This is a genomic window from Scopulibacillus cellulosilyticus (genome assembly GCF_042665295.1).
Lineage (GTDB): Bacteria > Bacillota > Bacilli > Bacillales > Sporolactobacillaceae > Scopulibacillus_A > Scopulibacillus_A cellulosilyticus.
This window is the reverse complement of the sequence record NZ_JBHTCO010000044.1, coordinates 79759-97279: the sequence shown is the minus strand read 5'-3', so window position 1 is coordinate 97279 and position 17521 is coordinate 79759. Positions and strand designations below refer to the sequence as shown.

At 38.2% G+C, this 17521-nt stretch carries 21 protein-coding genes; 19 read left to right on the top strand and 2 right to left on the bottom strand.

All coding sequences use genetic code 11. The features are described from left to right. Positions 1–20: 20 nt before the first annotated feature. The 6 genes from ACFQRG_RS20850 (at position 21) to ACFQRG_RS20825 (ending at position 4716) form a co-directional block, all read left to right on the top strand. On the top strand, positions 21–440 hold the full coding sequence (locus ACFQRG_RS20850) for a PTS sugar transporter subunit IIA (RefSeq protein ID WP_380969834.1): 420 nt from the start codon (positions 21–23) through the stop codon (positions 438–440). 21 nt (positions 441–461) lie between these two features. Next, entirely contained in the window at positions 462–932 is a 471-nt protein-coding gene (locus tag ACFQRG_RS20845) for a PTS sugar transporter subunit IIB (RefSeq protein WP_380969832.1), read from the top strand. A gap of 25 nt (positions 933–957) precedes the next feature. Then, positions 958–1740, top strand: a complete 783-nt coding sequence (locus ACFQRG_RS20840; protein ID WP_380969830.1) for a PTS mannose/fructose/sorbose/N-acetylgalactosamine transporter subunit IIC — start codon at positions 958–960, stop codon at positions 1738–1740. Beyond that, a complete protein-coding gene (locus tag ACFQRG_RS20835) occupies positions 1718–2584 on the top strand; it encodes a PTS system mannose/fructose/sorbose family transporter subunit IID (RefSeq protein WP_380969828.1) in 867 nt (288 codons plus the stop codon). The genes ACFQRG_RS20840 and ACFQRG_RS20835 overlap by 23 nt, the downstream gene beginning before the upstream one ends. Before the next feature lie 27 nt (positions 2585–2611). Then, complete coding sequence (locus ACFQRG_RS20830; protein ID WP_380969826.1) at positions 2612–3721, top strand: SIS domain-containing protein; 1110 nt, start codon at positions 2612–2614, stop codon at positions 3719–3721. A 335-nt stretch (positions 3722–4056) separates the two neighbouring features. Continuing rightward, positions 4057–4716 (top strand): HAD family hydrolase, encoded by a 660-nt coding sequence (locus tag ACFQRG_RS20825; protein WP_380969824.1) that lies wholly within the window; start codon positions 4057–4059, stop codon positions 4714–4716. 206 nt (positions 4717–4922) lie between these two features. Here ACFQRG_RS20825 and ACFQRG_RS20820 read toward each other — a convergent pair whose 3' ends face one another. After that, on the bottom strand, positions 4923–6578 hold the full coding sequence (locus ACFQRG_RS20820) for a flavin-containing monooxygenase (protein WP_380969822.1): 1656 nt from the start codon (positions 6576–6578) through the stop codon (positions 4923–4925). A 216-nt stretch (positions 6579–6794) separates the two neighbouring features. Between ACFQRG_RS20820 and ACFQRG_RS20815 the strand changes: the two genes are divergently transcribed. The 9 genes from ACFQRG_RS20815 (at position 6795) to ACFQRG_RS20775 (ending at position 13775) form a co-directional block, all read left to right on the top strand. Beyond that, positions 6795–7517, top strand: coding sequence for a GntR family transcriptional regulator (locus ACFQRG_RS20815; RefSeq protein ID WP_380969819.1), 723 nt, complete (start codon positions 6795–6797; stop codon positions 7515–7517). A 163-nt stretch (positions 7518–7680) separates the two neighbouring features. Continuing rightward, positions 7681–9189, top strand: a complete 1509-nt coding sequence (locus ACFQRG_RS20810) for a peptide MFS transporter (protein WP_380969817.1) — start codon at positions 7681–7683, stop codon at positions 9187–9189. A 47-nt stretch (positions 9190–9236) separates the two neighbouring features. Next, complete coding sequence (locus ACFQRG_RS20805; RefSeq protein WP_380969815.1) at positions 9237–10358, top strand: NAD(P)/FAD-dependent oxidoreductase; 1122 nt, start codon at positions 9237–9239, stop codon at positions 10356–10358. 524 nt (positions 10359–10882) lie between these two features. Further along, the gene (locus tag ACFQRG_RS20800; protein ID WP_380969813.1) at positions 10883–11218 is read left to right on the top strand and encodes a hypothetical protein; all 336 of its coding nucleotides are present in this window, start codon (positions 10883–10885) and stop codon (positions 11216–11218) included. Between the two features lie 514 nt (positions 11219–11732). Continuing rightward, a complete protein-coding gene (locus ACFQRG_RS20795) occupies positions 11733–12383 on the top strand; it encodes a CS domain-containing protein (RefSeq protein WP_380969811.1) in 651 nt (216 codons plus the stop codon). Positions 12384–12427: 44 nt separating this feature from the next. Next, positions 12428–12673 carry a hypothetical protein gene (locus ACFQRG_RS20790; RefSeq protein ID WP_380969810.1) on the top strand — a complete coding sequence of 82 codons (246 nt, stop codon included), beginning with the start codon at positions 12428–12430 and terminating at the stop codon, positions 12671–12673. Positions 12674–12702: 29 nt separating this feature from the next. Further along, on the top strand, positions 12703–12948 hold the full coding sequence (locus ACFQRG_RS20785; RefSeq protein ID WP_380969808.1) for a hypothetical protein: 246 nt from the start codon (positions 12703–12705) through the stop codon (positions 12946–12948). Between the two features lie 31 nt (positions 12949–12979). After that, a complete protein-coding gene (locus tag ACFQRG_RS20780; RefSeq protein ID WP_380969806.1) occupies positions 12980–13228 on the top strand; it encodes a hypothetical protein in 249 nt (82 codons plus the stop codon). Between the two features lie 151 nt (positions 13229–13379). Continuing rightward, entirely contained in the window at positions 13380–13775 is a 396-nt protein-coding gene (locus ACFQRG_RS20775) for a hypothetical protein (protein ID WP_380969804.1), read from the top strand. A 52-nt stretch (positions 13776–13827) separates the two neighbouring features. Here the strand turns inward: ACFQRG_RS20775 and ACFQRG_RS20770 are convergent, their stop codons facing one another. Beyond that, positions 13828–14067, bottom strand: a complete 240-nt coding sequence (locus tag ACFQRG_RS20770) for a hypothetical protein (protein WP_380969801.1) — start codon at positions 14065–14067, stop codon at positions 13828–13830. A 610-nt stretch (positions 14068–14677) separates the two neighbouring features. On the opposite strand from ACFQRG_RS20770, the gene ACFQRG_RS20765 reads away from it, so the two are divergent. Genes ACFQRG_RS20765 through ACFQRG_RS20750 form a run of 4 tightly spaced genes read left to right on the top strand, consistent with a single transcriptional unit; the run spans position 14678 to position 17521 of the window. Next, positions 14678–15001 (top strand): (2Fe-2S)-binding protein, encoded by a 324-nt coding sequence (locus tag ACFQRG_RS20765; protein WP_380969798.1) that lies wholly within the window; start codon positions 14678–14680, stop codon positions 14999–15001. After that, positions 14991–16100 carry an NAD(P)/FAD-dependent oxidoreductase gene (locus ACFQRG_RS20760; RefSeq protein ID WP_380969797.1) on the top strand — a complete coding sequence of 370 codons (1110 nt, stop codon included), beginning with the start codon at positions 14991–14993 and terminating at the stop codon, positions 16098–16100. The genes ACFQRG_RS20765 and ACFQRG_RS20760 overlap by 11 nt, the downstream gene beginning before the upstream one ends. Before the next feature lies 1 nt (position 16101). Next, a complete protein-coding gene (locus ACFQRG_RS20755) occupies positions 16102–16437 on the top strand; it encodes a (2Fe-2S)-binding protein (RefSeq protein ID WP_380969795.1) in 336 nt (111 codons plus the stop codon). Further along, positions 16430–17521 carry an NAD(P)/FAD-dependent oxidoreductase gene (locus ACFQRG_RS20750; RefSeq protein WP_380969794.1) on the top strand — a complete coding sequence of 364 codons (1092 nt, stop codon included), beginning with the start codon at positions 16430–16432 and terminating at the stop codon, positions 17519–17521. The genes ACFQRG_RS20755 and ACFQRG_RS20750 overlap by 8 nt, the downstream gene beginning before the upstream one ends.

Genomic DNA, 17521 nt, shown 5'->3' with positions numbered 1-17521 from the left:
TAAAAGGGGGGAGACAATCGGTGAGATATTTTTTATTTGCATCGCACGGACGATTTGCTGATGGGATTCTCGATTCAGTAGAACTTATCATGGGAAAGCAAAATAACATTCGGACCATTAATGCTTACACCAAAGAAAATAAAGACATTAAGTCTGAAATTACAAAAATCATAGAGAGCATATCCGCCGAAGATGAATTAATAGTGGTAACAGATATCTTCGGTGGAAGCGTTAACAATGAATTTATGAATTTATTAAATGACCGGCGTATCTATTTAATTGCTGGGTTAAATTTACCGTTAGTGATTGAACTTATTTCACTTAGCCGGGTGAATAGTGATACCGATCAAATGATAAAGACTGCACTGCGTAACGCAAAAAATTCAATCCAATATTGCAACTATCAGTTATCCCAAGCGGGAAAAGATGAAGACTTTTAAAAAGGAAAGGAATGTTTTTAAATGATTAAATTGTTACGTGTTGATCATCGGTTATTACATGGACAGGTGGCTTTTTCCTGGACTCAAAACTTAGGGGCGGATTGCATTTTAATAGCGAATGATGACGTGCCGGTTAATGAATTGCGGAAAACAACGATAAAATTAGCAAAACCACAAGGCGTTAAATTAGTGATCAAGAATATTGAAGACTCAATTAAAGCGCTGCAAGATGGCGTTACTGATAAATATAAACTTTTTATTGTGGTTGAATCAGTGGCAGATGCCGAAAAACTTGTTAGCGCCTATCCGGAAATTCGGCAAGTTAACTTAGGCGGTGTTAAAGCAAAAGAAGGCACCCGCAATATTTCTAAAGCCGTTAATCTTACACCAGAAGAGGAAGAGTTAGTGAAAAAGATGGTCAAGCAAGGAGTTGAAGTGGAAATCAGACAAGTTCCAAATGATAAAAAGATTTTCACCGAAAGTGTTCTATAAAAATTCTAATAAAGGGAGTTAGAATATGGTTACTGCGCTTTTACTAGGGCTCGTGGCTTTTGTTGTCACATGCGAGTTCGCCTTAGGAACATGTCTTTTAACACGGCCTATTGTCACCGGATTGCTGACAGGAATGGTAATGGGTGATATCAAAACGGGTATTATTATGGGTGCTACCTTGGAATTAGCTTTTATCGGTTCATTTTCTGTTGGAGCAGCACTTCCGCCCGATATGGCTACAGGAGGAATATTAGGTACAGCATTTGCAATTTCTTCACATGCTGGGGCAGAAACAGCATTATTGCTTGGATTGCCAATCGCAACATTAACACTTATTTTAAAAAATATTTATATCGGGTTTTTTTTACCGATGCTGTCACATAAGGCTGATAAATACGCGGAAGAGGCGAATACGCGAAAAATTGAAATGATGCATTTAATCGGCGGGTTTGGCCAATCTCTTTTGATAGCTATAATTGTGACTGTTTCATTTTATTTAGGAAGTGATGCAATTAAGCATGTATTAGATGCTATTCCAGGTTTTGTTAAAAATGGATTGCAGGTAGCAACAGGGATTCTCCCAGCACTTGGCTTTGCTATGTTAGCAAGATTACTTATCAATAAAAAAGTTGTCCCTTATTTCTTCTTAGGTTTTATCATTGCTTCATATTTACATGTTCCTGTCACAGGTATTGCAATATTTGGCGCTATTGTTGCTGTTATTATGGTTAACGTGATGCAAACCAAAAAGCCGCAAATGGCTGTGAGCGAGGGAGGAGTCATTGATGACGACGATGAAGACTTCTGAACATGAACATCAAACGCCGGTTGAAAATAAACCATCTAATGAATTAAGTAAGAAAGATCTCAATCGCTTGTTTTGGCGCTCGTTTCAAATGGAATTTTCATGGAATTACGAAAGGCAGCAGAATATTGGTTACGTATATGCTATGATACCAATTTTAAAAAAGTTATATAAAAAGAAAGAAGATTTATCGAAAGCATTGAAGCGTCATTTAGAATTTTTTAATACAACACCATATATCGTAACGATGATGTTAAGTGTATCAGCTGCCATGGAAGAGCAGAATGCAAAAAATCAGAAGTTCGAATCGGATTCAATTAACAATGTAAAGGCTTCCTTAATGGGACCGCTTGCAGGCATAGGCGATTCTTTCTTCTGGGGAACGCTGCGTCTTATCGCAACAGGTATTGGTACATCGCTTGCTTTACATGGCAACATCCTTGGCCCAATCTTATTTTTACTAGTTTTCAATATACCTCATATTGTTATTAGATATATTTTAACAGGGTTTGGTTATAAGTTGGGAACCGGGTTTTTGCAGCGATTGCAACAAAGCGGAGCAATGGGCAACTTGACGTTTGGTGCAGCCATCCTGGGATTAATGGTGATTGGCGGAATGAGTGCCACAATGATTAATATGCATGTTCCATTGAAGATTGGCAGCGGTCATAGTGCTTCGAGTGTCCAAGGAATATTAAATAATATAATGCCGGGATTGTTGCCGTTATGTGCGTTTGGCATTATTTATTGGCTGCTTGGCAAAGGGGCAAAGGCAACAAGTATTCTAATTGGGATTGCCGTTGTTAGTATATTAGGAACATGGATTGGAATTTTCGGAGTAAAATAATCGTTTTAAGAAAGGATTTGAATAATAATGAAAGAAACGATGATGACCTATATTCTTGAGGAAGAGCAAACCTGCCGCAAAATTTTAAATAACTATGAAAATAATTTAAAGCCTTTTAAACAACTGGCAGCAGAAAAAAAACCAAAAAACTGGCTTATTTTAGCCACTGGTTCTAGTTTAAATGCCATGTTAAGCGCAAAATATTACATTGAAAAGTCTGCAGGTGTATCCATTGAAATTAAAGAGCCGTTTAATTTTGTCCATTATGAAAAAGTAAGTGATGCAACAGATTTAGTTATTGCCGTTTCTCAAAGCGGGCAAAGCTATTCCACGATTGAGGCTTTGAAAAAAGTTCATGAAAGTGGAAAACTGTCGACAGTTGCTTTAACGTCACGGTTGGACAGCCCTATAACCCACCATACGGATAAAGTGATTGATATTGGCTGCGGTATTGAAAAAGTAGGATTTGTCACAAAAGGATTTACGGCAACTGTGCTGACAGCTATGTTAATAGGCATTACTGCTGGATTAACTGTTGGTTATTTAAAAAAAGAAGATGCAAAATCAGAAGTTGGAAAATTGGAAAAGTTAACAAAGCAAATTCCGTTTATCATTGAAAAATCGGAACAGTTTTATAAACAACACGCAGAGGAACTTACTTCTATTCCGCGCTTTTCAGCCATTGGATACGGCCCAACAGTCGGAACAGCAAAAGAATGTGAAACAAAATTCACTGAAACGATTAGGGTACCGTCACAAGGATTTGAGTTAGAAGCTTATATGCATGGTCCATATTTGGAATTAAACGATACGCATGGTTTGTTCTTTATTCAAACCGATAGTGCGGTTACAGAGAGATCCGAAAAATTGAAACAGTATTTCCGCCCTTATACCGAACATTGCTTTACAATTACAAGTTTAGGTGACAAAGCGGACGAAAAAACACTTGCATTAGATATTGAGGTTGACGAACTCATGAGCCCGCTTTTGATGGTCATGCCGTTTCAGCTATTAGCTTATCGGATTGCAACAGACAAGGGTATTGACTTAGGGGTAAAAGTTTTTAAAGACTTTGATCAAGTTTTAAAAAGTAAAGTTAAAAATCAAAATATGAGTGAATGTGATATGAAAATTTAACGAAAATGCTTGTATTATGTTATTTATTGACAGGTTCAATATTTTAAAAATACACCAGTCGATTGAACATTAATGAGAAATGGATCCAATATCTATTGGATCCAATTTCCGATTTAGAATAACTACTGGGATTTAATTTGAAAAAATAGTAAGTCATGCAGTAGAGACTGGTAAGAAACAAATTGATGTATTTAAATATAATTGAAACAGCTGGGTGAATGAATAGACTTTTCATGTATAGACATCAATCTTTGTTTTAGTATCAACCTTTTCTATAATTAAACAGAGCCTATTGTAAGTTTGTAAAGCCGAGCTGAAAAAGGATGTGAAGTTGAATGATTAAAGCGGTGATTTTTGATTTTGACGGATTAATTATTGACACGGAAACACGACACTTTCAGGTGATTCAGGAGCTGTTTCGAGAATATAAAGCAGAAATGCCGCTTAGTGTGTGGCAAAGATGTATCGGAACACATTTGGATGATTGGGATGAAATAAGCTATCTTGAAATGCAAATTTCTCAATCCATTGATAGGGATAAGTTTAATACCCGTTGGCAGAAAAAAGTTTTGGCTAAATTAGAAACAGACAAGGCAAGACCCGGTGTAGAAAATTATTTACTAAAGGCAAAAGCGCTTGGGTTAAAAATTGGTCTTGCAACAAGCTCAGGTTACGATTGGGTGAGTGGGCATCTGGAACGGCTCGGGTTATTGCAATCCTTCGATTGTATTCGTACAAGAGACGATGTGAAGCGCGTGAAGCCGGATCCGGAGTTATACTTAACAGTTGCTGAATGTCTTGGTGTCAAACCGGAAGAAGCGGTAGCATTCGAAGATTCATTAAACGGCTCGCTTGCAGCAAAACGGGCTGGAATGTATTGTGTCATTGTACCGAATGAGGTTACTGCAACAATGTCATTTGGCGATGTGGATCATCGTATGGAATCAATGGCAGACATAGAATTAAAAGAATTGATTGATTTTTTGAAGCGTTAAAAGGAATTCGCCTATTGACATTTATAATACTGTGAAATAATCTCTTCAGATCAAGGTTTGAGGAGGTTTTATATTTTTTGATATGAATTCTCTATGAGAAGGCCCTCTTTCTAAAAGTATTGGTCTGGGTAAACGGACGTTTAATAAAGGGGCCTTCTCCTTTTTTCTGGTAATTTTGTCCAAGAATAATTACATTATTAAATTTATTAACGTAACGCCGTCTTACCAGACGACATCAAAGAAAATCCCTTATAACCTTTATCCGCAACGTCGTTACATATCTTCCGGTATTGATCAACACCGCCAAGATAAATAAGAAATCCGCGGGGCTTACCGGCGATATTCGCACCCGTATACCAGGACTCCGTTTTGGAGTAGAGCGTGGCGTCGGCGACATCTTTGCAATGCTTGCTCCAAGCCTCTTCTGCTTCCGTCTTTGCCTCAATTGTTTCTATATTATGAACTCGAAGATACTGAAGACAATCCGCTATCCATTCAACATGCTGCTCAATTGACACTGGCATGTTGCTGATGACAGAAGGACTTTCAGGTCCGGTAATCATGAAGAAGTTCGGGAATCCGGCGGTTGCGATTCCAAGGTACGTTCTCGTCTGTGCCCCATTGTCCCATTTTTCCTTTAGTGCTTTGCCTTCTTTACCACAGATATCTATTTTAAATAAGGGTCCTGTCATCGCATCATACCCAGTGGCAAAAACTAAAGTGTCCAATTCATATTCCGTTTCTGTCGTTTTCACACCTTTAGATGTGATCTTCTCAATAGGTGATTCCTTAACATCTACTAAGGTAACATTCTCACGGTTAAAGGTCTCATAATAATGTGTGTCACAGATTGGACGTTTGGCAAGATAATAGTACGATGGCATTAATTTCTTGGCTGCCTCAGGGTCATGGACTTTTTCTTTTATCTTAACGCGGATGAATTCGGCTGCCGTTTCGTTAGCCGCTTCGTTTATTGCCAAATCATTATAGGCAGCTCCGAGTGTCCAAATGCCTCCTTTATTCCATGCCTCCTCAAATTTCAGCTTGCGTTCTTCAGGTGTATCATCCAGTGCCGACCGATCGTTACGCTTTATAGGTATACCAACCCTGGATTCAAGCATTTGCTTTTTAATTTCGCTGTAATTTTCTTTCGTTTCCCGTATGAATGCTTCATTATACGGATGATTTCTTGCCGGGACGCTGTACTGCGGCGTTCGTTGAAATACCGTAAGGTGTTTTGCTTCTTTTGCAATAACTGGTATGGATTGAACACCGCTAGAGCCGGTACCAATGACACCAACTCTTTTACTCTCGAAATCTACCTTTTCGTGCGGCCAGTTTCCGGTATGGTACCACTCGCCCTCGAACCTGTTTAATCCCTTAAAGTTAGGTATATTGGCAGAAGAGAGGCAGCCAACTGCAGTAATGAAATAATTTGCTGACACACTTGTGCCGTCGTCCGTGAGAACATTCCACATGCTATTCCCGTCATTATAGTGGGCAGATGTGATTCTTGTTTTGAATTGGATGTCTCGGCGCAAATCAAACTTATCTGCAACAAAGTTGAGATAACGCAGAATTTCCGGTTGCTCAGGATATCTTGAAGACCATGTCCATTCTTTGATAAGTTCATCAGAGAATGTGTAATTATAATAAATGCTGTCCGAATCACAGCGTGCCCCTGGATAACGATTCCAATACCAAACGCCGCCGACACCATCGGCCGCTTCATAGATACGGGCTGAGAAACCAGCTTCACGCAAACGATAAAGCATGTACAATCCCGAAAATCCCGCTCCAACGATGACTGCGTCAAAGCGGTCGGCCTGATCCGTCAAAAATTCCTGTTGATTAGATTTCATTTTGTTTCTGCCTCCCATAATAAAATGAACATTTTTAAACTCTTAATTACGAAATTCATTTAGTGTTAAATTAAAACCATGTAAACAAAAAAGTAAACAATTATAAATAACAACATCATGGTTTGATTATATTATAATATTCCAAAAATATTGACATCAACTAATTGAGAAAGTAATATAAATGATAAAGTTATAACTTTATTTGGAGGAACAGAAATGGAAATTAACAAGGACTTACCGACTCCATTATATTATCAGGTACAAGAAATTCTTGAAGATAAAATAATTTCCGGAGAATGGGCAGAAGGCTATCAATTACAAACAGAGAAGGAACTTGCAAAGCTTTATAACGTTAGCACGATTACAGTGAAGAGGGCTCTTCAAGAACTAGTCAATAAGGGGAAACTTTATCGAGTTAGAGGTAAGGGAACCTTTGTTTCAAAACAAGTAAAAGAAAATAATATTTTTAATGTCGTGACATTCGGGACGGAAAATGAAGAAGTCAATCCCCATAAGCTTTTACATTATTCAATTGGTAAAGCTGAGAAAACAGTCGCAAAAAAACTAGATTTAAGCGAAAGAGATCAGCTGATTCATTTAATTCGTCTGAAATTTGAGGATGAGGTACCTGCAGCATTAGAGTTTTCCTATCTTGTCTATGATTTGTGCCCAAATTTTTCACCGCTGCTTACTGAAAAAGACCTTATATACAATGTCGTTCAAGAAAATGATGATGTTCAGCTGGAAAAAGTAAAAATTCATTTTTCAACAATCAGTGCTAATGACTATGAAGCAGATCTTTTGCAAATTGAAGAAGGGACGCCGCTTATTGTATTAGAAAGGGTGACTTATGCGGATAAAGGAAGGCCAGTGGAATATTCGAAATTTATTATTAGACAAGATAAGGCAAACTACTATATTGAATTTAACTTAAAATAGTTTTCTTAAAAAATAATAGTTTATAAAATTATAATATTATAACTTTATGATAATACCGTTATTATTGATCCTAAATTTAAAATAAAATGCTATTTATTCACCGCTTCTTTTTATAAACAATGTACTGAATATTTTTAAAATAGTCGAAAAGGGGTGTTTTAAGGTGGATTCCAATGGAGATACTGGATTGAATTCTAAAAAAACTGAAGTACCCCCGCCGCCGCAATACGGTTTCTTCGGTCACCCGCTGGGCTTATCAACATTGTTTTTTACCGAGTTGTGGGAACGATTTTCCTATTATGGTATGCGGGCAATCCTTTTGTATTACATGTACGATCAGGTAAGTCACGGAGGTTTAGGGATCAATCAATCAACAGCTATTGCTTTGATGTCAGCATATGGCGCGCTCGTATATATGTCAAGTATTGTCGGAGGATGGGTTGCCGACCGGTTGTTAGGATCGCGTCGCTCTATTTTTTACGGCGGTGTTTTGATTATGTGCGGCCATATTGTACTGTCAATTCCCGGCGGTGTAACAGCATTATTTATTTCAATGGCATTAATTGTTTTAGGAACAGGGATGCTTAAACCTAATATTTCCACAGTTGTCGGCGACTTGTATGCTAAGGATGATCTGCGGCGGGATGCTGGTTTTAGCATCTATTATATGGGCATTAATATTGGCGCTTTTATTGCCCCGTATATTGTCGGAACCTTTGGGCAAAAGGTTAATTATCATCTCGGTTTTAGTTTTGCGGCTATCGGCATGGCATTAGGGCTCGCCGTTTATATGTTCAGCGGCCGGCGCACGCTTCCAGCTGTATCGTTATCTCCTAAGAATCCTTTAACATCGGAAGAACGTTCCCGGGTGTTATTTCAAGTCGGCGGGGGTATTTTGTTTGCCGTCATATTGATCGCTGTTCTTGAATTAACCGGTCTATTGGGGATAAAAAGCATCGTAAATATCATAACAATTCTCTCACTCGTCATTCCAATCATTTATTTTGCAGTCATGCTGTCAAGTAAAAAAACAACTGCAGTTGAAAGATCAAGGCTCCGTGCTTATATATTTCTTTTCATTGCTTCTATATTTTTCTGGATTATTGATGAACAAGGGTCAACTGTGCTTGCGGCATATGCTGACCATAGAACGGATTTAGAGATTTTTGGCTTTTCTATTCCTTCTTCTTGGTTTCAGTCGCTTAATCCAATATTTACTGTTATATTGTCACCGACCTTTGCCTTGATATGGATGAAATTAGGACGGCGGCAGCCAAATACACCAAGGAAATTTGCTTATGGACTTGTTTTTGCCGGCTTATCTTTTTTAATTTTAACGATACCGGCAATTGTTTCACATTCCGGAAAGGTCAATCCATTTTGGTTGGTTGCAAGTTATTTCTTAGTTATCGTTGGTGCGATGTGCTTATCACCGGTAGGCTTATCGGCAACGACTAAACTGGCGCCAACAGCCTTTTCCGCCCAGCTAATGAGTTTGTGGATGATTTCTGATTCAACTGCCCAGGGAATCAGTGCTCAGGTGGTTCACTTTTACAGTACAAATACTGAAGCTGCTTATTTTGGTATTGTTGGGGGCGTTGTTATTGTATTGGGCATTGTGATGTATCTGTTTGCACCGCAAATCCACCATTATATGCGCGGGATTGACTAGTTAACTATTAATAAAAAATTCTATTTTTGAGAAAGGAAAGTGTTAAGATGAAAAAAGTAATCGTAATCGGTGCAGGGATATTAGGTTCAAGTGCTGCTTATCACCTTGCAAAAAAGGGTGCAGAAGTGATTATGATTGATAAATGTCACCAGGGGCAAGCGACAGCGGCGGGAGCAGGAATTATATGCCCATGGATTTCTAATGTTGATGATCCGGATTGGTATAGGATGTCGAAAGCGGGTGCATTGTATTACCCTTCACTTATTTCTCAACTTAAAGAGGACGGGGAAGAAGATTTTGGCTACAGTCAGGTTGGGGCGTTAAGTGTAAGCAATGATCCGGAAGAGCTTGATAAAATAGAACAAAAAGTAAGACAGCGGAAGATGAATACACCCGAAGTCGGCGATATCTCCCGCTTAACTGCAGAAGAAGCGAGACGTCTATTCCCGCCTTTACGTGAAGATCTGGCAGCTGTCCATGTAACCGGCGCAGCGAGACTTGACGGACGGCTCCTTCGCGATGCCCTCCAATGCGCCGCCAAGAAACATGGCGCGGAATATAAAGCAGGTGAAGCTCGTTTAGCAGTGACAAATGGAAAGGTGACAGGTGCATACCTAGATAATGAATGGATTTCTGCCGATGCTGCAGTTGTTGCGGCTGGCGCTTGGACATCGAAGTTACTGAAGCCCTTAGGTGTAGAATTAACCGTAGAACCCCAACGAGGACAGATCTTACATATACAGATGCCTGAACAGGATACATCGCAATGGCCTGTCGTTCTTCCGCAAAGCAGCCATTATCTTCTAGCTTTCGCGGATTCTAGAGTCGTTGTCGGAGCGACAAGGGAAACAGGAGCTGGTTTTGATTATCGTGTGACTGTAGGAGGACTTGGAGAGGTTATTCGCGAAGCGCTTTCAGTAGCTCCGGGTCTTTCAGCCGGAACAATGCATGAGGTGCGCATTGGTTTTCGTCCGGCTGGACCGGATATTCTTCCGCAGCTTGGCACTGTTCCTAACATTTCAGGACTAGTCATTGCGACAGGGCTCGGAGCTTCAGGTTTGACAATGGGGCCATATGTTGGCTGTTTGGCCGCTAAAATGACTATTGATGAGCCTGTTGAAATGGACTTGACACCTTATAACCCTGTCAGGGGAATATCTAAGGTTTAATAATATAGAACAGTTGCTATATTAAATTTTATAAATTGGTATTGCTTATAAGAGTCTGTTTGGGAATATATCCAGAACAGACTCTTATTTTTTGTACTGTTTAAGTTGAATCAAAGGCGTCCCTTCTTCTAAGTTTTTGTACAGTTAATAGAATCAATTTCATAATGCCATTGTTTAAAGAAAAACAGACCTGCAGAATTTGTTACCCTTAAAAATTTTTTAATCTATGCAGCTTGTTGTTGATTTAATACGGCATTACTAAGGTGAAATTCGATTGCCTAAATGGCAATCTTTTTTTGCTTTTATGGCAAAGGTTTAGGAGGGAAATTTTTATAAAAGAGGTAAATATTGGCTATATATGGGGTTTCGCCGTCATTTCGCGGATTTTATCTCCGCTTAATGTCTTAGAACCCCTTGAACCAGATTTCCCTCTTTTCTGACTGGTATTCCCATTCACTTGGAATAGTCATAAATAATTTAACTGAATATTATAGTTAGGACATTAAATATAGGGGGTAATGTTCATGGCAAATTTTAAATATATCCCACTCCATGATTTGAGTGAATTAACAAAACATATAAATAAACCCATAAAGTTAAGTACGGTTGATGGGAAACTTTTTGATGGTATTCTCGGCCATGTTGATGGCCAAAACATTCATATTGTTGTTCCAATAAATATTGGCAGCAATCATGTCGGTAACATAGGGACTGACCATGTTGGAGATATTTATGAAACTAGGGTGTACGGAGCACCAGATGCAGCAGGGTATAGTTCTAGGGACAACATTCCTAGTTATTACTATGGTTATCTAACGTTGCCACGCGCATCACTTGCATATCTTACTACAAGATTTTAATAAATAAATCCTGCGTAACGGTGTTAAAAAGGGATAGGTTTTTTCATTAGTATCAGTCGGATTATGTAAACAACCAAACGATTTACCCGAAGAACCTGATTCTTCTTAAAAAGGAGAATCGGGTTTGTCATTCTTATAACGAGATTATTGTTAATACAAAACAAAATTACTTCACTGATGGTGCTTAAGGTCGAACACAAATTATAGGGATACATATCATGGGTTAAGGAGGAGTTCAATGGAATATTTCCAATGATATCAATGAGTTTAAAAAACATTTGTTCTAGACGGAATCCTTGGCGCATGTTTTCCGCGTTCGGTGAGACCCCATTAAGGAGCTTATGAGATCAGACCCGCAGCGATTAATACCGGAATTAAAAAACACACTTTTTGTCTGTAGCTGAATACTATACCTTAGATTAGATAATAGTCACTGTAATTAGACTCTGAATTAGGGTCATGGAAAATGGAAAATGCCGGGGATCCAAACAAACTTGAGAGGAGGAGGATTTGTTTGCAGCAACCTTTTGATGAAATAATACAAAAATTTTTTAAGCAAACGAACTTTCCAAATCCATTTGACCCTGAAATGTTTGGAAAATTCCTTCAAGAGCAAATCGGGAATGCCATACCAAATAACCTGACTTCCTCAGGCGAAACTGGATTAGAACCAACAGGTAAAGAGAAAATAAATCAAAGGAATTTAAATCAACATCCCTTAGCCAAAAATTTTGATCGTTCCAACATCCCAGATATAAGCGATTTACGGAAACGCCGAAAAGGAACTACCTCGGGTTTAGGGAGTCCAAATGCCCAAAGCAATCAGCAGAGTCCCGCTCACCAAGGGCAGGCTGAACAGGAATTAAACTATCAAGCCTTTGAAACACATGATGAACTGATTCTAAGGGTTCAAATACCCAGTGAAACGAATAGACACCCTAAAAAAATGATGTTAACAAATTATCAAATCACCTTTATTGGTAAAGAAGGAAGCAAGCCGCTATTACAAATCCCATTGCCAAAGGCTGTGGTTCCTGGAGAAACAAAATTGGGATTTAAGAAAGATCTATTGGAAGTAAAGTTATTTAAAATATCAGAAGAACCCGTAAAAGAATTTGATATTTCGCACCTACTCAGACAATCGGATGAAGATAAAGGTAACTAAATGTTAAGGTAAACTTATTTCAGTAAAAGGGAGGAAAATAATCCATGACCCTTGCCATTTTCTATAATGCCAATGTCGAGGCTACAGCATTGGATAATGCAGGTGTTTTTAATGGTGAAAACCAAGGTTTTTGTTGGAATTCGCATTTTAAACAAAACAACAATTTAAATCTTACCGGCTTTGTTAATCCCTCGGCTGGAAACATTACAATTGTTAGAGATGATGACGGGATTGATGCAACGATTAACGATCAGGATTTATCTGCCGGAGCAATAGGTCAATCGTTTTAATCGAATTTATATAGATGGGAGGAAGATGAATGGCAGTCCTTATTGCGTATAATCTTAATTACCTTCAATACTCTGCCGATAATGCAGGGGTATTAAATGGCCAAAACCAAATCTTTGGTTGGAACTCTCATTTTAAGATGAATCAAAACATTTATATTAAAGGAAGTGGCATGCCCACGTATGCGAACTTTAGTTACGTTGAAGACCTTGATGCGGTTGATGCCACTATAAATGACCAAGATGCTGCATTTGGTGTTAGTTACCAAGCCGTTTAGTAATTAAAATTAATTAGGAGAGGTTAAAATAATGCCGTTAAAGATAGTTTATGATACGATTACATGCACAACTGCTTTGGATAACGCAGGTATTTTTAACGGAGAGAATGAAGGGTATGGTTGGGGCTCCCATGGAAAACAGAACATATCTGCAACCGTATCGGGCCCTCCAAATAAATATGCTAACAATGCAACCTTCCAAAACCTAAATATGATTTTTGATAATGATTATATTGACACTTATATCAATGATCAGGATCTAACATGGGGGGAAATCTAATAATTGAATAATGAAAATGAGCTGTACCTTTTTTGGGGGAGCTCATTTTTTTTGATTATAGTACCAATTTCATATTTGAAGATGTGTGTCCCTTCCATTTAACACTAGACTTGCATAAAATAAGGACAAGTGATTTATGGAGGGAAAAGATTTGATTGTTATCAGTTTAAATGATTTAAATATTAAATCAATGTCGGATAATTCTGGTGTTTTTTTTGGCAGCAATTTTGAGCCCAACTGGGATGTGTTTACAAAGTCCAATACAAATATTAGTGGAAACACTAATAACAATAACCTGAATCTTATCATAGATAAAGACGGTTTGGATTTCGTTATTACAAATGAACAAAATGCGAAGCAAATTGTTATAAAAGATGACCCGGAAACCAATCAAATAACCATATCCAAATTGAAAACATACCCGAAATCCTCCAATTCTAATACTAAAACAAAGAAGGCTGGGGAAGCAAAGAAATCAGTTAAAACCAAGACTAAAAAATTGAAAAACAAAACCAAAAAAAACAAAAAATCTGAAAGAAAATCGTAAGAAAGGTCACCAAAAGGTGCTTAACGGCAGTTTTTGGTGACTAGATGTTTCCTCATTTATTTTCAATGGTGAAGTCACTGGTTGTACCAATGTAATCCAAACCATCGTTGTCGTTAATAATATTAATAGACCCCATTGTTGGCGATGAGTAGGAAGGTAATGAAATACTTGTTACATTAAGATTTTCTTTAAAATGGCCGTTCCACGTTGGGATGAAAGTCTCTCCGAAAAAAGCACCGGTATTATTTTTCATTGTATCAAATTTGACTTCTTTTCCTTTAATAATTAACAAATGGCTCCCTCCTATATTGCTCGAAATTTCCAGCTTTTATATATTATGATTTCTTCAACAATATGTAATAGATAGCCATCATGAGTTACAAATTAAAAGAAAAAAGCCTCATTTGGCCTTTGTACAATGAAAATTCTCAGTGTTTAATTCCCCGAATGATATCTTGTTCCTGAAAAGTGGCATCAATTAGTCACCATCAAATAATATATTCGTGTTTTTACGCCTTATTATGACAACCTCCAACGGTTCCTATCCTCCCCAAGCTAAAAATTTAATAATTACATATAATGGGTTAATGACTCTGATATTTTAAATGAATGGGCCTATTCTCTAAGTTAAGAAGAAAAGGTTTTTTAGTAATTCAGTAGATTGTTAGGTTGCTGAATAATAATTGAAGTTACCTCCAAAAGGTTAGACAATAACAATGGTTTTTGATAAATAATTGAAAGCAAAAATAATTATTCCAGTTATTAAATGCTCAAATCCACATATAAATGAAATAAGTACGTAAATTTAGGCTGTTACCATTAATAGAAACATGGCAGCACCTAAATTTCTAATTAATAAGTTATATTATTATAACTTTATAAAGATATAAGGAGGTTTTAACATGGGAATTTTAAATCATCCAGTATTAGGTGAAAACAGAAAAGAAGAAATAACTATTTTTCTTAATGGAAAACCATTAAAAGCAAGGAAAGGACAAACAGTTGCTGCTGCACTAATGGCCAATGGGATCAAAAAGTTCGGTATCACTAGAAAGTTGCAGCAAGCAAGAGGACTTTTTTGTGCGAATGGAAGATGCTGCAGCTGTTTTATGTCTGTTAACGGCTTAGATCATGTTCTTGCTTGCATGACTTTAGCTGAAGAGGGGATGAACATTCAACTTAATGAAGGTGACCCTGATGTGAGGAGAGATAAGAATGGAAACTGACTTACTGATTATAGGGGGCGGACCTTCTGGATTAAACGCAGCATATGAACCTGCAACTAAAGGGTTGAAGGTCACGGTTGTTGATGAGTCTTACGCATTTGGAGGGCAGTTAAAACAACAAACCCAGTTTTTAGAACCATCATCATCGTTTAAAAGAGAAAGAGGGATTGTTCTTCGGCAGCAATTGATTGACAGACTCCTTCCCTATCAAGTTAATTTTCTAGCTAAGCATACTTTTATAGGTACTTACAAGAACGGGCGAATTGGCATAAGTAACGGGGAAACAGTTATTCCTATTCATACAAAGAAAATGATTATAGCGACCGGAGCGGCAGAAGATGCAATAGTATTTCCAGGTTGGACATTACCGGGAGTTATGACAGTTGGAGCTGCTCAAATACTTATGAATCGTGAACTTGTGTTGCCTGGTAAAGATGCTATTATTCTTGGATCTCATGATTTTGCTTTAGAGGTGGCACAACAATTAGATGCCGTCGGCGTTAAAGTCCATGGGATTTTTGAAGGCGAAGAAAAAATAGCTGCGTCAAAACCTGAAGATATAGAACAAATAAAAAAATTAAATATTCCTATTTTCTTAAATACTGTCATTACCAGCGCACAAGGTAAAGAAAAAGTTGAAAAAGTTTATATGGAACAAAACGGAAAGGAGATGATGTGTCATGCTGATTTAGTTTGTATTAGCGGAGGTCTTTCGCCAATATTAGAGTCTTTAGAAATAATGAATTGCGAACTTACTTACCAAAAAGAGCTTGGCGGATGGCTGCCAAAGTATGATATCAACTTTGAAACGAGCCAAAACTCGGTCTATGTTGCCGGAAATGCTGCGGGAGTAACATCTGCAGGAGCGCTTTTAGTCACTGGGGAAATTGCAGGAACAAGCGTTTTAGAGTCTCTAGGTGTGTTAACCAGTGAAGAAGCAAAAGAAAGAAAGCAACGTTTATGGAAAGAACTGTACCAAATAGAAACTTCAAAAAGCAATGAAACTTTTAATGCCAGAACAAAGGTAATTAAAGATTTTCATCTTGAAACTAATCGGCCGCTGTCAGAGGAATTCGTTTTTGGATTGGGGTGTCAATAATTTGGACAAATCGACGATTATTTGCCGCTGTGAGGAAATAAACATTGATGAATTAGAAACGGCGATGAGGCTTGGCACGGAAACATTTGATGATATCAAAAGAATGACACGCTGCGGAATGGGCCCGTGTCAATCTAAAATATGTATGAATTTGGTGAACAAATTAATCAGCGATTTTACAGGCAACCCTATATCAGACATTTTGCCGGCAAGGATGCGGATGCCGCTAAGGATAACTAGGATTGGAACTTTAGCTGGTGATCTGACAGAAGAAACGAGTGTTATATCAGTATTTAATGAAACTGATACGGAAGAAGGTAGCGGTAGTCATGGTTGATAGTTACGACATTGCGATTATTGGGAGCGGGGTAATTGGTGCAAGCATTGCCTATCATCTGTCTGAAAGAATGCAGAAGGATATATTGGTCATTGACAAAGGCTTTCCGCTATCAGGGACTTCCGGGTCAACTCAAGCTTGGGTCTGGGTCCACAACAAAACGCCTTCCTGGTACGGGGAACTCAGCATGTACAGCGCTGAGTTATATCCATTTCTACAAAGAAAAATAGGGGATGTAGAATACCGGCGTACAGGCGGGATTGCCCCGTTTTTTTCTGAAGAAGATCGGGATAAAGCTTTAAGACTTGCAGAAAATCAGGCCAAAGTCGGCATCAAAATAAAAGTTTTAAATCGAGAGGAGGTGTTAGAGAAGGAACCCGCTTTATCCCCGAATATCGCAGGTGCGACGTTTAGTGAAATTGATGGGAATGTTAACCCGTTTCGCCTCGTCGAGCTATATATAAAGGCTGCAAAAAAAAATAATGTCCATTTTTCTTTTTATAACCAAGTGACTGAAATTCAAAAGGAAAAAGATAAATTTAAGATAAAAACTGAGAAAAAGGCAGTTACAGCGAAACAGCTGGTTTTGGCTGGAGGGCCGTGGACAAAAGAATTAGGCGCATATCTTGGCATAGACATTCCTGTAAAACAAGTACGCGGTCAAATCTTAGTTACGGAACCGTTAGCGCCGCTTCTTAAATATACAATTGGAGGCATGCGGCAAGCCAACAACGGAGAGATATTAATTGGTTATTCAAAAGAAGAAGTCGGATATGACCGCCGGACCACATTGGATGTTATTCAAGATACTGCAAGAATGGCTGCAGAGTATGTCCCAGATTTGGCTAAAGCAAATGTTGTCCGATGTTTTTCAGGTGTTCGGGTCGTACCGGAGGATGGCTTTCCTATTTTAGGAGACATTCCGGGGATTAAAAATGCTTATATAGCCGTGATGCACAGCGGAATAACATTATCACCGCTAGTCGGCACACTTATGGCTGAGTTATTAATGGACGAAGAAACATCTCTTCCGATAAACCGTTATAGCCTTAAAAGGTTTACAAATTTCACAACGGGAGGATAA

Excerpts from the sequence above, each read along its gene's own strand:
- ACFQRG_RS20845 (WP_380969832.1), top strand. The coding sequence starts at position 462 with ATGATTAAATTGTTACGTGTTGATCATCGGTTATTACATGGACAGGTG.
- ACFQRG_RS20840 (WP_380969830.1), top strand. The coding sequence starts at position 958 with ATGGTTACTGCGCTTTTACTAGGGCTCGTGGCTTTTGTTGTCACATGC.
- ACFQRG_RS20835 (WP_380969828.1), top strand. The coding sequence starts at position 1,718 with ATGACGACGATGAAGACTTCTGAACATGAACATCAAACGCCGGTTGAA.
- ACFQRG_RS20830 (WP_380969826.1), top strand. The coding sequence starts at position 2,612 with ATGAAAGAAACGATGATGACCTATATTCTTGAGGAAGAGCAAACCTGC.
- ACFQRG_RS20825 (WP_380969824.1), top strand. The coding sequence starts at position 4,057 with ATGATTAAAGCGGTGATTTTTGATTTTGACGGATTAATTATTGACACG.
- ACFQRG_RS20820 (WP_380969822.1), bottom strand. The coding sequence starts at position 6,578 with ATGAAATCTAATCAACAGGAATTTTTGACGGATCAGGCCGACCGCTTT.
- ACFQRG_RS20815 (WP_380969819.1), top strand. The coding sequence starts at position 6,795 with ATGGAAATTAACAAGGACTTACCGACTCCATTATATTATCAGGTACAA.
- ACFQRG_RS20805 (WP_380969815.1), top strand. The coding sequence starts at position 9,237 with ATGAAAAAAGTAATCGTAATCGGTGCAGGGATATTAGGTTCAAGTGCT.
- ACFQRG_RS20800 (WP_380969813.1), top strand. The coding sequence starts at position 10,883 with ATGGCAAATTTTAAATATATCCCACTCCATGATTTGAGTGAATTAACA.
- ACFQRG_RS20790 (WP_380969810.1), top strand. The coding sequence starts at position 12,428 with ATGACCCTTGCCATTTTCTATAATGCCAATGTCGAGGCTACAGCATTG.
- ACFQRG_RS20785 (WP_380969808.1), top strand. The coding sequence starts at position 12,703 with ATGGCAGTCCTTATTGCGTATAATCTTAATTACCTTCAATACTCTGCC.
- ACFQRG_RS20780 (WP_380969806.1), top strand. The coding sequence starts at position 12,980 with ATGCCGTTAAAGATAGTTTATGATACGATTACATGCACAACTGCTTTG.
- ACFQRG_RS20765 (WP_380969798.1), top strand. The coding sequence starts at position 14,678 with ATGGGAATTTTAAATCATCCAGTATTAGGTGAAAACAGAAAAGAAGAA.
- ACFQRG_RS20760 (WP_380969797.1), top strand. The coding sequence starts at position 14,991 with ATGGAAACTGACTTACTGATTATAGGGGGCGGACCTTCTGGATTAAAC.
- ACFQRG_RS20750 (WP_380969794.1), top strand. The coding sequence starts at position 16,430 with ATGGTTGATAGTTACGACATTGCGATTATTGGGAGCGGGGTAATTGGT.